This is a genomic window from Galenea microaerophila, assembly GCF_054657255.1.
In genome coordinates, this window is record NZ_BAAHWZ010000001.1 from 681136 (window position 1) to 695443 (window position 14308).

Sequence of the window (14308 nt, forward strand, 5' to 3'; positions counted from 1 at the left end):
TTATTTTCCTAAAGCATGCACGCCGCGCATCGCAAAGCGAGCAAAGCGTTTTTTTAAGGGCGGCAAGGCTTGCACGGCCATTAACCCTAATCCTCGTAGGTGACCGGCAATGGGAGAGGGCGTTTGAAAAATTTGAATAAGCCCGTCGGTCATCCCCATCACTTTTTCATGGTCAGCTCGACGGTTGACCGCATACTGTTCCAAAATTTTGGGGTGACCAGGATCGGGTTCATCCGCCATCTGTTGCAAAAATTCCGCCACATCGCGAATGCCTAAATTCAACCCTTGCGCGGCCACCGGATGCTGTGTGTGAGAGGCATTGCCCATTAACACCGCTCGCCCTTGGGTCATCTGTGGCACGTAACTTTCTTTCAGAGGATAAGCCACTCGGGGGGAAATGGCCGTATATCGTCCCAACCGCTCCCCCATTTTTGCTGCAAACACCTGTATAAAGGCCGCATCGTCCATATCTAAATAGTGCGTGACATCAGATTCAGGGCACACTAAAACGGCTTTACTGGAAAAACCTCCCATCGGCAATAAAGCGACCGGACCCTCTGTGGTAAAGCGTTCAAAAGACCAACCCTCCGGTTTCCGCTCAGTCTCAACTTTGGCAATGATGCCATGTGCATGGTAGGACTTCTCCTCCATCGGCAACCCTAACACCTTACGCACTTGAGATTGGGTACCATCGGCGCCAACTAACAGTTTTGCCGTAACAGTCTCCACCTGATTAGAAGTCTCGATCTTCACTGTCACACGATCAGCCGCCATCTCAAAATCGACCACCTTCGCAGGACGTATTACCGTGATGTTAGGATGCGCTGTGACTGCCTGCCATAACACTCGTCCCAAGTTTTCGGCGGTAATGCTATAGCCTAAAGCCGGCACATTGAGTTCCGACGCATGGATTTTTGTTATGCCCAAGTATCCCTTTTGGGACACATGCACATGCAGAATCGGCTCAACAAAAGGCAACAGCGATGACCAAAGCCCTAAAGCGTGCAACGCCTCTTGTGACCCCAGCGTTAACGCCAGCACACGCCCATCAAAAGAGCTATTTTGCGCTGCTTGCTCCGCCAGCGCCTCGACCAAAGCCACCTGCTTGCCCTGCTCTGCGAGCCCCATAGCCAGCATTAAACCGACGGGGCCGCCTCCAGAAATGATCACCTCTTGATCCATTTATCGATGCGCTTCCATAAAATGCTCAATCTCCTCCACTGTTCTCGGCAGCCCCTGTGTTAACACTTCGCACCCTGATTCTGTAACCAATACATCATCCTCAATACGAATGCCGATGCCACGCCACTGTTCCGCCACAGCGGTTTGTTCAGGTGAAATATACAAGCCAGGCTCCACTGTCAGTACCATACCAGGCTCTAAAGTGCGCCACTCACCTTTTAATTTATAGGCCCCCACATCGTGCACATCCATGCCAAGCCAATGACCGGTGCCATGCATAAAATAAGGCTTATACGCCTCCTCTTTCAATAAGGTTTCCAAGTCTCCTTGTAAAATGCCTAACGCCATCAACCCTTGGGTCAACACTCGGCAACTGGTCTGATGCAGCGCATCATAGCGCACGCCAGGACGAATCTTTTCAATCACCGCTTGCTGTGCTTTGAGCACCCATTGATATAATGCGCTTTGTGCTGAGGAAAACTGACCTGATACCGGAAAAGTCGTAGTGATATCCCCGGCATAGCCTGCAAACTCTGCGCCGGCATCCACCAGAACCAATTCCCCCGCTTTTAACGTATCGGAATTTTCCGTATAGTGCAAAATGCAGGCATTCTCACCACAAGCTGCAATGGTGCTGAAAGCAACGCGGGGGGATTCTAAGTGTTTAAAAGTGTATTCTACTTCCGCTTGCAATTGACGCTCAGTTTTCAACTGTGCAATACTGCGCATAGCCGCTAAATGCCCTTGCACTGTGATCTGTGCGGCCTGCCGCATCAATGCAATCTCCTCCTCCGACTTGATCAATCGCTGCTCATGCAAAATCGCATCTAAATCTGACAATTGCGTCGGCACCGCCACCCCTTGGCGAATCAAAGGTTTTAATTCTGCCAACCACTCAGCAAAATGCTCGCTCCACTCTGCAAACTCGGAAAAGCTGACATAGACTTGCTCAACGCCCGCTAAAAATTCACGCGCTTTTTCATCAATAGCCGCGATCTCATAGGCTTGGTCAACGGCTAAGGTTTCGGGTGCGGCCTCTACGCCTAAACGACGTCCTTGCCAAGTCTCTTGTTCCGGATCCTTAGGGCGCAAAAATAACCAACTCTCTTCGCTCAACTGTTGGCCATTACGCACTTTTCGCAACACCAAAATCGATTCTGGCTCCTCAAAACCGGTGAGATACCAAAAGTCACTGCGTGGACGAAAATCATACTCCACATCCCGATTACGTATCTGCTCTTCCCCAGAGTAGACACAGACACAACTATTTTCAGGCAGAGAGTCTAAAAGACGAGCACGGCGTTGTTGATAAATTTTTAAACTTAACATGAATTTACTTTTTAATGGATGGTGGCATTTTTAGGAAGCGAGGGATCCATAATGGGCTGCCCTTTTTTCGGGTTGAGGACCTCATTCACTAGCAAGGTGCCCATACGAATAAACTCTAAAACCTCCATCAACGCATTCTCTGACTCAACGCCATCATCATCGGCCAAATCGGACACATCCAGTCGCGCAATTTCGGCTAAATCCTCTAGAAACTCTTTCACTTCAGGATTGACTTTAGACAGATCCTTTTCTGACAACCCGATGCCATATAAAAACCCTTCAGCCCATTGCGCTAATAGCGCAGCACGAAACATCATATCCTGATCGTCATCAGGTAGACACAATTCAAATTCAAAGCCAGAGCTGTTCAATCCACGCTCAGTCTCCACATACAGCTGATGCAACACTTTTAAAAGAGACTCTTTAATCTTTTTGACGCCAGCTTCTTGCAGCAGTTTTTTTATCCATGCCGATTCGCTGATTTCCCCGGTACCACTGATCAAACCCGCCAACATGCCTTGCAAAAAGCTAGGAGACTCCAGTTGTCCATAACCACTTAAAGTTTCATTTATCTCTTCAAAGTTCATCTTTATTTCATTTCGACCTTTTATTATTATCAAATATCATAAATAATAACATAAAAACCCATAACGATTGGATGACCCATGCTGACTTTAACCCTGATGAATCACACTTTTGAGATCCCATGCAAAGAAGAAGACAAACCAAGACTGATTGAAGCGGCCACCTTATTGGAAGAAAAGCTTGAACAAATGCCCCATTTAAGAGGCGAAAGTAAGGTTTTAATGGTGGCGCTCAACCTCTGCTATGACTATTTACAGATGAAAAATGAAACCCTTCAATACTGTCTGCATCTAGATCAGCAGATGGAAGAAACCTTGAATGCTTTACCTACAGAAGAAAAATCACTATAATAGAAATCAAGGTATGTGCGATGGGATAAACCCCCTGCCGATGCTAACAACCTTGGGGCCAGATCATATCGTGGTGAGAAGTTCATTAGGCGCAAGCCTAACCTGAAAATCCTAAGCGGTATGAGGAGGCTGCCACCTGAACTTCACGGTTCAGGGAGAATTCTCATCGCGCATATCGCCCTATTTATGAGCACTTTCTATGTCTCAATCCTTACGACAACAACTGCGTCAAATCCGACAATCCCTCTCTCCTCTTCAACAAATCCATCATGCAGAACAAGCGACGCTAAAGTTGTTAAGAAGCCCTTGGTTACAGCGCAGTAAACATATTGCCGTTTTTCTTTCCCAAAAAGGAGAACTGTCCACTGAACCCTTGATTCAAGCTTTGTGGCAAAGAGGCCATCACGTCTATCTTCCCGTCTTAAACACGCTTAGGGGTCGTCCGATGGCGTTTGCCCCTTTTACGCCTGAGAGCCAACTGCTTCCTGCCAAATTCGGCATTCCAGAACCGATGACTGTCGATCACCAACACCGTTTTGGCAATCAATTAGAAGTGGTCATCACCCCGCTGGTTGGCTTTGATGAACAAGGCCATCGCATCGGGATGGGAGGCGGCTTCTACGATCGAACTTTTGCATTCAAACGCCGACTCCATCTGGAACGCCCCAAACTGATCGGTTGGGCACATGAGTGCCAAAAAGTAGCGCATATTGATGCTCAACCTTGGGACGTTCCCCTCGATGCGATTGTCACAGAAAAACAGATTTATCGCCCTAAACGCAATGCCTAAAACCTAAAAACCCCAGTCCTGCGTTATGGCAGGACTGGGGTTTTTGACATTTTTAAAGCTGTTTAAGGCTTACTCAATGTCCATCTCTTCTTTAATTTGTTCCACCCATTGTGTCACACGCTCTTCGGTTAATTCAGGCTGCTGATCTTCATCAATGGCCAAGCCTACAAAGAACTCACCATCCGGCGTAACTGCTTTGGATTCATCAAATTCATAGCCCTCAGTAGGCCAATAACCGACAGGGGTCGCCCCGTTTTCGACCGCGACATCATGCATCATCCCCATCGCATCTAAGAAATACTCTGAATAATCCGCTTGATCGCCTAAACCAAAACAGGCCACGGTTTTCCCCGTGAAATCGATGGTCTTAAAAGTTTCCCAAAAATCATCCCAACTGGATTGAAGCTCGCCATAATACCAAGTGGGCTGACCTAAAATAATCTTGTCATATTTGGCAAAGTCTTCTGCAGAAGCGGTGGCCACATCATATACATCAACTTTATCCTCGCCAATCTTATCTTTAATCATGTCCGCGATGCGCTCAGTATTGCCAGTGTCAGTGCCATAAAAAAGACCAATTTTACTCATGTTTTTGATTCCTTATCTTTTTTTAATAAAATCGACTTTAAACCTTATAATTGATATTAGTTTTGCACAATCATAGCATAGCCGCCATAATATACACTGAAAAAAATTTATTTCTCATAATGAAAATTTCTTATGAAGACCAAGTCTCCAGAACCCATTGATTGTTTTCAATGCCGTCATTTTTATATCACTTGGGAAGCCAGTCAACCCCGAGGCTGCAAAGCTTTTGGCTTTAAAACCGCACAACTGCCCTCCGTCGTGGTATTTGAAGCTTCTGGGGAAGCGTGTCTTAAATTTTCACCGAAAAAACAGATTCAGAACAAGCCTCCAAAAACGACTAAAGGTTGGGTCGTATAAGCTCAAACAGCGTTATGGTGCATGAGCCGCTTTAGCGCCCCCCAATTAAACATCTCTCCTGGATCGGTTTTTCGTTCAGGAGCAATATCGCAATGCCCGACCACAGCACCTTGTTCAATCGGATAGGTTTGCTGCAACGCCTGAATCACCTCTGCCAACACCACATATTGCTCAGCCCGATAAGGCAGATGGTCCGCGCCTTCTAACTCAATGCCGATGGAAAAATCATTACAGCGTTCGCGTCCTTGCCAACGAGAAACCCCAGCATGCCAAGCGCGTTGATGGAAGGCCACAAATTGCACAACCTCGCCATCTCGACGAATAAAAAGGTGTGACGAAACCTTCAGATGCGCAATTTCTCGATAGTAAGGATGTGCATTAGGATCTAACCTATTGGTAAACAGTTGCTCGACGCCCTCACCTCCAAACTGATTGGGCGGCAAACTAATTCCATGCACCACAATTAAATTGGGTTCAACCCCTTCTGGTCGCGCATCATAATTCGGACTTTTTACCCATTTAGCAGGATAAATTCGCCCCTGTTCTTTGTCAATTTGATATGCCATAGCCGTTATAATAAGCGAACAATCCATCAAGACAAAAATCTTATGAAAAAAAATATCGACTACTTTGCTGATCTTACCGACAATGTCCGCTTGGCCCTCAAAGAAGATCTAGGAAATGCGGGCGACTTGACCGCTGAACTCATCGATCCACAAGTGCAAGCCACCGCAACCGTGATTGTGAAAGAGCCTGCCATTGTTTGCGGTCGACCTTGGTTTGATGCAGTGTTTCAACAACTCGATAACCAAATTCAGATCCAATGGCATTGCCAAGAGGGTGAATCCGTTCAACCCAATCAGTGCCTCTGTACATTACAAGGCAATGCCCGCGCTTTACTCAGCGGAGAACGCAGCGCCCTGAATTTCCTGCAAACCCTGTCTGGCACGGCCACCACCACGGCCCATTATGTGCAAAAACTTAAAAAAGTGGATTCACCCACCCAACTGCTTGATACGCGTAAAACCCTGCCCGGTTTAAGACTGGCGCAAAAATATGCGGTACAGTGTGGTGGTGGTCAAAATCATCGAATCGGTCTTTATGATGCCATTTTAATCAAAGAGAATCATATTATGGCCGCAGGCGGTATTCAGCAAGCGGTGACACAAGCCAAAAAACTGCACCCAGAAGTTCCTGTTGAAGTAGAGACAGAATCCCTTGACGAAGTGGCACAAGCTCTGGCCGCACAAGCCGACATTATTATGCTCGATAATTTTACCCTTACTGACATCCAACAAGCGGTGATGATGACCGTCAAAGGTCGCGCCAAATTAGAAGTCTCAGGGAATGTTGAAATCGATCGGCTGGCAGAGCTCGCAGCCACTGGCGTCGACTTTATCTCAACAGGTGCGCTCACCAAACACCTGCACGCCATTGATTACTCAATGCGATTTCAACTGGAGTCTTAAACATGGGCGATCATGCACTGTTACATTCAGTCATCTTATTAGCCACTGCCGTGGTCACCGTAGCGATTGCGCGTCGCCTCCATTTTCCGCCCATTCTCAGCTATATCCTAGTTGGGATTTTGGTTGGCCCTTACAGTTTTGGCTGGATTCAAGATGAAGAAAATATCCACTTTTTAGCCGAATTTGGCATTGTTTTTCTGCTTTTTGCCATCGGCTTAGAATTTTCCATTGCCCAAATGTGGGCCATGCGAAAACTGGTTTTTGGACTGGGCACTTTCCAAGTCGGCATCACGGCTATTGCCTTCTACTGGATCGCTATTTGGCTTGGACTAGAGGCTAAAGCGGCCATTGTGATTGGCAGTGCATTTGCCCTCTCTTCCACTGCAATTGTCATTAAGCAACTGGTCGAACAATCTGAACTGCAAACTCGACACGGTAAAGCGGCCGTCGGCATTCTCCTTTTTCAAGACTTAATGGCGATTCCTTTATTAATTTTAATCCCTTCATTAAGTGGCGCCTCAAATGATACAAAAATCCTACAAGATCTGCTTCATGCCTTTATCAATGGACTCATTGTCATCAGCATCCTGTTTATTGTAGGTCGCTATCTTTTACGCCCGCTGTTTCATGAAGTCGCCGCTGCCAAATCCGCAGAGCTTTTTACCTTAGCCGTTCTCACCGTTATTTTGGGCGCAGCGGCCTTCACCGAAGAGATGGGTATTTCCATGACGCTGGGCGCTTTTATCGCTGGCATTATGCTGGGGGAAACTGAATATCGCCATCAAATTGAAGCTGACATCCGTCCATTTCAAGATGTCCTATTGGGACTTTTCTTTGTCACTATCGGCATGTTAATCTCGCCTGAAATCATTTTTAATCACTTTATACAAATTCTCCTGCTCACTTTTTTGATTATCTCTGTCAAGATTGGACTCATTTTTCTCTTAATGAGGCTGTTTCAAAAACCCAGCGGAGTTTCATTACGAACAGCACTGTCTTTAGGCCAAGTCGGGGAATTTGGACTGGTGTTAATGAGCCTGGCCTTTAGCGATCAACTGCTTCCTCAACCCTTAGGTCAGGTGTTGTTAACGTCAGCTGTCCTCAGCATGATGATTGCACCTTTCCTAATCAAATACAATGGCAGAATCACAAAAGCCCTTTTTGGCCGCAGCTACTTAAAAAATTTCGAAGAGCAAGCAGCCGCTATTGAACACCAAACCCACTTCCTCAAAAATCATGTCGTCATTTTGGGCTTTGGTCGCGTCGGACAAACTGTGGCAAAATTTTTAGAAAAAAACAGTATCCCTTATGTCGCCTTAGACTTAGACATTCAGCGTGTGAAGGAGGCCCAAGAAGCTGGAGAACCCGCTTTTTTTGGAGATTCAGCCAACCCGGTCCTTTTAAAAGCGGCGCATATCCAAGATGCCAAAAACGCTGTTATCACCTTTGATGATTATCACACCGCCCTAAAAAGTTTACGCAGCATCAAACAAGTGGCGCCCAATCTACCCGTGTTGGTTCGGACCTCTGATGACACCCATTTGGAAGAGTTGCTCAAAGAAGGCGCCACCGAAGTCATTCCAGAAACTTTTGAATCCAGCATTATGCTGGCCTCTCATCTATTGATTATGCTGGGTGTCCCTCCCAGTAAAGTCCTTAGAGAAACACGTGAAGTACGCAAAAATCGTTATAACTTATTGGATGGCTTCTATCCAGGGGAAGGCGAAACAGCAGAAACCGAAAAACATCAGGTCATGAAAAACATCATCACCCCACTTAATATTGAAGCCGATAACCCCATGGTGGGACAAACTGTGGGGGACATCCCTTTTGAAGCGTATGACGTTCAACTCAAAGCGGTGAAACATCATGGCATCCGCGGTGAAAATCCTGATGCCAGCACTGAGATTCACGCCGATGATAAACTCATTCTTAAAGGCACGCCTAAAGATATCGCCCGACTGGAAAAAGCGATTCTAAAAGGAAAATTTACTTCTAAAAATAAAAAAAGCCCCAATTAAGGGGCTTTTACAAAGTTTATAAAAAGTTAAAGTTTATAAGCACACTTAAAACGTTTTTTCTGTCAATACCTCTTCGCCTTCTGAACGTGCGATCACCACCGCGCCTACAGAATCACTAAAAACATTCACGGTGGTGCGCATCATATCAAGCAAGCGATCCACCACCAGCAGTAATCCAATCGCTTCCGCCGGCAGACCCACCGCAACCAAAATAATGCTGATGGCGACCAAACTGGCTGAAGGAATCCCTGCCACGCCAATAGAAGTTGTCAGCGCAACAAAAACAATTAATAACTGCGTCGCTAAATCTAAATGCACCCCAAATAACTGAGCAATAAAAATAGCGGCCACACACTCATAAAGTGCGGTCCCGTCCATATTAACAGTTGCCCCCAAAGGCAGCACAAAACTCGAAATGCGATTGGACACCCCTGCACGCTCTTCCACACACTCAAGCGTCACTGGCAGCGTTGAGGCAGAAGAACTGGTCGAAAAGGCCGTCAATAAGGCTGGCAGCATCGCTTCATAATGCAGCCAAGGATTTTTCACACCGCCAATAAAACGTAAAATCAGAGGCATCACCACAAAAAAATGAATCGACAAAGCCAGCACCACCGTTAGGAAAAACAGCGCTAGATGACCAAATTGGTCAAATCCCGTTTTCGCAATGGAAGCTGCCACCAGGCCAAACACCCCCAAAGGCGCAAATTTCATAATCCAATCGGTAATTTTCATCATCACATCAAAGACCCCTTGCCAAAAATTTTGCAGGGTTTTGCGCGGTTCACCATGGATTTGTGTCAGAAAATAGCCAAACAGCAAACTAAAGAAAATCAGTCCTAACATCTGTCCATCAGCCGCCGCAGCCACGACATTGGTCGGAATCATGCGAATAAAAATTTCCGCAATATCGCTCATGCCTTTCCCAGCCACCGCTTCTTCGACGTGCGTATTTTGCTCAATGGTCGGCGGAGGGAGATCAGAAACACCTGGCTGAATCACATTGACCAGCACCAATCCGATCATAATGGCCATAAAGCTGGTAAAGAGATAATAAGCCAAGGTTTTTAGGCCAAGCCGTCCAAACCCACCTTGATCCCCAATGGCACCAATCCCGCTGATAATGGCAGAAACCACTAAGGGCACCACAATCATTTTTAATGCATTTAAAAACAGTGTACCAATAAACACATAGACCGGCATCCAGTGAATGCCAAACAGTGTGCCCTCTGTGCCGGTCACCGATCCCATAATAACCGCTAAAACCAGAGCGATCAGAATTTGCCAATGTAGCGCTATTTTATTGAGTTTCATGTTCCTTCCCTTTTTATTTCTAACCTACAAAAAAGCACCCTGAGATATACTCTAAGGGTGCTTTTTTATACATCATTTATTTTGTTTTCCTAAACATCAGGACACTGATACCAAGCTTGATAGGGCCCCATGTTATACACTTCATCAAAGCCTTTGGACAATAAAATTTGTTGTGCTATATGGGAACGTTGTCCTGAACGACAAAAAACAATCACAGGACGACTGTCGTCCAACTCAGCATCAGCGACCGCATCAATATCTTGCAAAGGAATATTGACCGCGCCAGGCAATTTGCTCATGGCGTACTCTTCTGGGGTGCGCACATCCACTAACTGCGCATTTTTTGTTTTGATTAAATTTTTTGCTTCTTCGCAAGAGATAAACATCCAAAACTCCTAGTTATTGAAAATGTTATTGAAAATAATAGGTCATTTTACCCGATTTCACTCAAATAAAAAAAATAGATGACACAACCCAAATAATGCCTATGGAATAGAGCGCAGCCAAAAGGTCATCTAGCATAATTCCAAAGCCTCCGTCGACTTTGGCATCCACCTGTTTAATCGGCCAAGGTTTCCAAATATCAAACAGACGAAATAACCCAAAGGCCAACAGCCAATAGAGTAAATTTTGCTGAGGAAGAAAAAGTAACACCCACCAAATGGCAACAAATTCATCCCAAACAATGCCGCCATGATCATGCACGCCAACCATTTCCGCCGAACGACCACAGATCCAACTGCCAAACACCGTCCCTAAAATGGCAAGTCCCCAAGCTAAGGTAGGGGCGGTTAACAGTACCGGTAGAAACAGCAATCCGCCGACTAAAGTACCCCAGGTTCCTGGTCCTTTTGGCAGAAGACCTGATCCCAGACCAAAGCCAAAAAACAGCACCGGATAATGAAAAAGCGCCCGAAATGTGGGCGCTTGTTTAGACGTTAAGGCTTCAGCGGGCAGCTCCGGCTTCACTTCAGGTCACGCCCTTTTTTCGCTTCAATGCGTAAACGCAGGGCGTTCAATTTAATAAAGCCTTCCGCATCTTTATGGTTATAGGCGCCATTGTCTTCTTCAAAAGTAGCAATCGCTTCATCGAACAAACTGTAATCTGACCAACGACCCACCACCATCACGGTGCCTTTATACAATTTCACACGCACGGTACCCGTGACAAATTTTTGTGACTCATCGATTAACGCCTGCAGCATTTTACGTTCTGGTGAGAACCAAAAACCGTTATAGATCATTTCTGCATAACGCGGCATTAAATCATCTTTAAGGTGAGCGGCATTGCGATCTAAGGTGAGCGACTCCATTGCACGGTGCGCTTTTAACATAATGGTCCCGGCTGGTGTCTCATAACAGCCGCGCGCTTTCATACCGACAAAACGGTTTTCAACGATATCATCGCGTCCAATGCCATTTTCCCCTCCCACTTTGTTGAGATATTCCATAACCGTTGCGGGCGACATAGTCTCACCATTAATCGCGACAATATCCCCTTGCTTATATTCAATCTCCAAATAAGTAGGTTCATCAGGTGCTTCTTCGGGGGAAACGGTCCACAGCCACATATCTTCTTCTGGTTCATTGGCCGGATCTTCGATAATGCCGCCTTCATAAGAGATATGCAACAGATTCGCATCCATCGAATAAGGCGATTTTTTTCCTTTTGTTTTTTCAATTTGGATGCCATGTTTTTCGGCATAGGCCATTAACTTTTCACGTGACGTCAAATCCCATTCCCGCCATGGAGCGATCACCTTAACATCCGGCATCAACGCATAGGCGTTCAGCTCAAAACGTACCTGATCATTCCCCTTACCGGTCGCACCATGCGCAATGGCATCAGCACCGGTCTCTTGCGCAATTTCAACCAATCTTTTAGATATCAGTGGACGAGCAATAGAGGTTCCTAAACGGTATTCACCTTCATAAATCGCATTGGCTCGCATCATCGGAAAGACAAAGTCGCGCGCAAACTCTTCACGCAAATCTTCAATATAAATCTCTTTAATGCCCATCGCTTGTGCTTTGGCACGCGCAGGTTCTACCTCTTCTCCTTGTCCAATATCCGCGGTAAAGGTCACCACTTCACATTGATATTCTTCTTGCAACCATTTGGCAATGATCGAAGTATCTAAACCACCTGAGTACGCCAACACCACTTTATTGATTTTTGACATCCGCTTTCCTTTTAAAAATTGCTATAAATTAGCGGGATTATACCGTAAAATCATGTGTATTTCTTCTCTGATAAGGCTACGCAGAATGAATTTACTCGATTTTATTAAGGTTGCACCCCAATACATCCTCCCACAACATCTGCTTTCTACATGGATGCATGCATTTATGCAAATTCGCATCTCTTGGATTAAAAACACTCAAATTAAGCTGCTCACCAAACTTTATGGCATTGATCTTTCAGAAGCCGCCTTGGAAGAGGTGACCGACTACCCCACTTTTAATGATTTCTTTACGCGCAGTCTAAAACCCGGTGTGCGTCCCATTGATTTTAGTCAAAATGCCCTGGTTAGTCCCGCAGATGGGGTGATCGTCCAATCTCAACATATCCACAATCATACTTTGATTCAAGCCAAATGCCATGATTACACCCTAGAAGCGCTGCTGGGCGGAGACATTAGTTATGCAAAACAATTTTATAATGGCGATTCAGCTGTCATTTATCTTTCCCCTAAAGACTATCACCGCGTGCATATGCCTTATGAAGGCAAGCTTCTTTCCATGACCTATGTGCCAGGTGACCTCTTTTCTGTCAACCCTGCAACAGTGCGTCAAGTGGAGGGCTTGTTTGCCCGCAATGAACGCTTGGTTATCCGTTTTGAAGGCGAAAAAGGACCCTTCTGCTTGATTATGGTCGGCGCAATTTTTGTCGGGAGCATGGAAACCGTCTGGGAAGGCAAAATCACGCCGCCCTATCAACCCACAGTGCAACATTGGGAATATGCCGAACAACCCACCTATCAAAAAGGTGATGAAATTGGCCGTTTTAATATGGGATCAACCGTCATTTTACTGACGCCAGAAAACCAAATTCCTGAATTGGGGATGATTCAGAATGGCACCGCTGTTAAAATGGGCGAAAAAATTGCCACCTTTCCCACTTCCGAAGAAGCTGAACAGTCAATAAGCGCTGATTCAGCTGAAGTGGACAATGAATTTCGTATTTCAGAAATTGAGGAATAACACCTATGAAAATGATTACCGCGATTATCAAACCGTTTAAACTCGATGATGTACGTGATGCCCTGCATGAGCTGCAAATCGATGGGTTAACTGTCACCGAAGTCAAAGGCTATGGTCGTCAAAAAGGGCATACCGAAATGTACAGAGGTGCAGAGTATGTTGTCGACTTTTTGCCGAAATTGAAACTTGAAATTGCCATTCCTGAAGAAAAAGTTGAACCCGCCATCGAAGCCATTGTCAATGCTGCGCAAACTGGCAAAATTGGGGATGGCAAAATCTTTGTCACTCCAATTGAAGAAACCATCCGTATCCGTACAGGTGAAACCGGGCAAGAAGCACTTTAAGCTGCTTTAATTTTTATCATTAATGGAGAATTGAATGGGAAGAGCTTTCCAAAACCGTAAAGAGTCTATGGCCAAAACGGCGGCTCAAAAAACCAAACTTTATAGTAAATACAGTAAAGAGATCTACATGTGCGCCAAAAATGGCAGCCCTGAAGTGGAAGCCAATCCAGCACTGGCACACTTGATTGAGCGTGCAAAAAAAGCGCAAGTGCCTGCACATGTGATTGATAAAGCCATTGAAAAGGCGCGCGGCGGCGGCGGTGAAGACTATGCGGTCGCTCGCTATGAAGGCTATGCGCCTGGCAATACGATGGTCATTGTTGAATGCCTCACCGATAACCCAAATCGAACTTTTGGCGATGTCCGCAGCTGTTTTACCAAAACCAAAAGTAAAATCGGCACCCAAGGCTCAGTTGCCCACATGTTCGACCATGTGGCCGTTTTTGTTTTTGAAGGGGACGATGAAGATGCCGTGCTTGAAGCCTTGATGGAAGCGGATATTGATGTGGTCGATATTGAATCCGAAGATGGGAAAATCACTGTTTTCGCACCGCAAAATGAATATGGCGCCACCCGCAACGACCTTACACAAGCCTTCCCAAATATTGATTTTGAAGTCGATGAGATTCAGTTTGTCCCCAAAATGACGCATCCTGTAGAAGGGGAAGATTTAGAGATGTTGCATAAGTTTTTAGACATGTTGGACGAAGTTGACGATGTGCAAAATGTCTATCATGATGCAGAGCTTTAAAACACATTCCGTCAAAGCATGCCA

At 45.7% G+C, this 14308-nt stretch carries 17 protein-coding genes; 8 read left to right on the top strand and 9 right to left on the bottom strand.

Annotated elements, in window-relative coordinates; translation table 11 throughout:
* Genes ACYQ05_RS03300 through ACYQ05_RS03310 form a run of 3 tightly spaced genes read right to left on the bottom strand, consistent with a single transcriptional unit; the run spans position 1 to position 3098 of the window.
* On the bottom strand, positions 1–1182 hold the full coding sequence (locus ACYQ05_RS03300) for a UbiH/UbiF/VisC/COQ6 family ubiquinone biosynthesis hydroxylase (protein WP_459818302.1): 1182 nt from the start codon (positions 1180–1182) through the stop codon (positions 1–3).
* Positions 1183–2511: an aminopeptidase P N-terminal domain-containing protein gene (locus tag ACYQ05_RS03305; protein ID WP_459818305.1), complete on the bottom strand. Its 1329-nt coding sequence runs from the start codon at positions 2509–2511 to the stop codon at positions 1183–1185.
* A gap of 11 nt (positions 2512–2522) precedes the next feature.
* Positions 2523–3098: a UPF0149 family protein gene (locus ACYQ05_RS03310; protein ID WP_459818306.1), complete on the bottom strand. Its 576-nt coding sequence runs from the start codon at positions 3096–3098 to the stop codon at positions 2523–2525.
* Positions 3099–3176: 78 nt separating this feature from the next.
* Between ACYQ05_RS03310 and ACYQ05_RS03315 the strand changes: the two genes are divergently transcribed.
* A complete protein-coding gene (locus ACYQ05_RS03315; protein WP_459818309.1) occupies positions 3177–3446 on the top strand; it encodes a cell division protein ZapA in 270 nt (89 codons plus the stop codon).
* A 199-nt stretch (positions 3447–3645) separates the two neighbouring features.
* Positions 3646–4236: a 5-formyltetrahydrofolate cyclo-ligase gene (locus tag ACYQ05_RS03320; protein WP_459818311.1), complete on the top strand. Its 591-nt coding sequence runs from the start codon at positions 3646–3648 to the stop codon at positions 4234–4236.
* A 69-nt stretch (positions 4237–4305) separates the two neighbouring features.
* On the opposite strand, the gene fldA is transcribed toward ACYQ05_RS03320, so the two are convergent.
* The gene (gene fldA, locus ACYQ05_RS03325; RefSeq protein WP_459818313.1) at positions 4306–4824 is read right to left on the bottom strand and encodes a flavodoxin FldA; all 519 of its coding nucleotides are present in this window, start codon (positions 4822–4824) and stop codon (positions 4306–4308) included.
* Positions 4825–4956: 132 nt separating this feature from the next.
* Here fldA and ACYQ05_RS03330 point away from each other — a divergent pair, with 132 nt between their 5' ends.
* Positions 4957–5181, top strand: a complete 225-nt coding sequence (locus ACYQ05_RS03330) for a uracil-DNA glycosylase (RefSeq protein ID WP_459818315.1) — start codon at positions 4957–4959, stop codon at positions 5179–5181.
* Positions 5182–5183: 2 nt separating this feature from the next.
* On the opposite strand, the gene ampD is transcribed toward ACYQ05_RS03330, so the two are convergent.
* Positions 5184–5747, bottom strand: a complete 564-nt coding sequence (gene ampD / locus ACYQ05_RS03335) for a 1,6-anhydro-N-acetylmuramyl-L-alanine amidase AmpD (RefSeq protein ID WP_459818317.1) — start codon at positions 5745–5747, stop codon at positions 5184–5186.
* Positions 5748–5789: 42 nt separating this feature from the next.
* Between ampD and nadC the strand changes: the two genes are divergently transcribed.
* Positions 5790–6650, top strand: coding sequence for a carboxylating nicotinate-nucleotide diphosphorylase (nadC, locus tag ACYQ05_RS03340; RefSeq protein ID WP_459818318.1), 861 nt, complete (start codon positions 5790–5792; stop codon positions 6648–6650).
* A gap of 2 nt (positions 6651–6652) precedes the next feature.
* Positions 6653–8671, top strand: a complete 2019-nt coding sequence (locus ACYQ05_RS03345) for a cation:proton antiporter (protein ID WP_459818320.1) — start codon at positions 6653–6655, stop codon at positions 8669–8671.
* Between the two features lie 45 nt (positions 8672–8716).
* On the opposite strand, the gene ACYQ05_RS03350 is transcribed toward ACYQ05_RS03345, so the two are convergent.
* The 4 genes from ACYQ05_RS03350 to ACYQ05_RS03365 all read right to left on the bottom strand — a co-directional run bounded on the left by ACYQ05_RS03350 (position 8717) and on the right by ACYQ05_RS03365 (position 12168).
* Positions 8717–9985, bottom strand: a complete 1269-nt coding sequence (locus ACYQ05_RS03350; protein WP_459818322.1) for a dicarboxylate/amino acid:cation symporter — start codon at positions 9983–9985, stop codon at positions 8717–8719.
* Between the two features lie 89 nt (positions 9986–10074).
* Positions 10075–10371, bottom strand: a complete 297-nt coding sequence (locus ACYQ05_RS03355; RefSeq protein ID WP_459818324.1) for a rhodanese-like domain-containing protein — start codon at positions 10369–10371, stop codon at positions 10075–10077.
* Between the two features lie 61 nt (positions 10372–10432).
* Positions 10433–10954, bottom strand: coding sequence for a phosphatidylglycerophosphatase A family protein (locus ACYQ05_RS03360; RefSeq protein ID WP_459818325.1), 522 nt, complete (start codon positions 10952–10954; stop codon positions 10433–10435).
* Positions 10951–12168: an argininosuccinate synthase gene (locus ACYQ05_RS03365; RefSeq protein ID WP_459818326.1), complete on the bottom strand. Its 1218-nt coding sequence runs from the start codon at positions 12166–12168 to the stop codon at positions 10951–10953. Before ACYQ05_RS03365 ends, ACYQ05_RS03360 begins: the two co-directional genes overlap by 4 nt.
* An 85-nt stretch (positions 12169–12253) precedes the next feature.
* On the opposite strand from ACYQ05_RS03365, the gene asd reads away from it, so the two are divergent.
* From asd to ACYQ05_RS03380, 3 genes are read left to right on the top strand one after another with little or no spacing between them, the layout of a single operon-like run.
* Positions 12254–13189 (top strand): archaetidylserine decarboxylase, encoded by a 936-nt coding sequence (gene asd / locus ACYQ05_RS03370; protein ID WP_459818327.1) that lies wholly within the window; start codon positions 12254–12256, stop codon positions 13187–13189.
* A 5-nt stretch (positions 13190–13194) separates the two neighbouring features.
* Positions 13195–13533: a P-II family nitrogen regulator gene (locus ACYQ05_RS03375; RefSeq protein ID WP_459818329.1), complete on the top strand. Its 339-nt coding sequence runs from the start codon at positions 13195–13197 to the stop codon at positions 13531–13533.
* A gap of 34 nt (positions 13534–13567) precedes the next feature.
* The gene (locus ACYQ05_RS03380; RefSeq protein ID WP_459818331.1) at positions 13568–14284 is read left to right on the top strand and encodes a YebC/PmpR family DNA-binding transcriptional regulator; all 717 of its coding nucleotides are present in this window, start codon (positions 13568–13570) and stop codon (positions 14282–14284) included.
* Positions 14285–14308 lie beyond the last annotated feature (24 nt).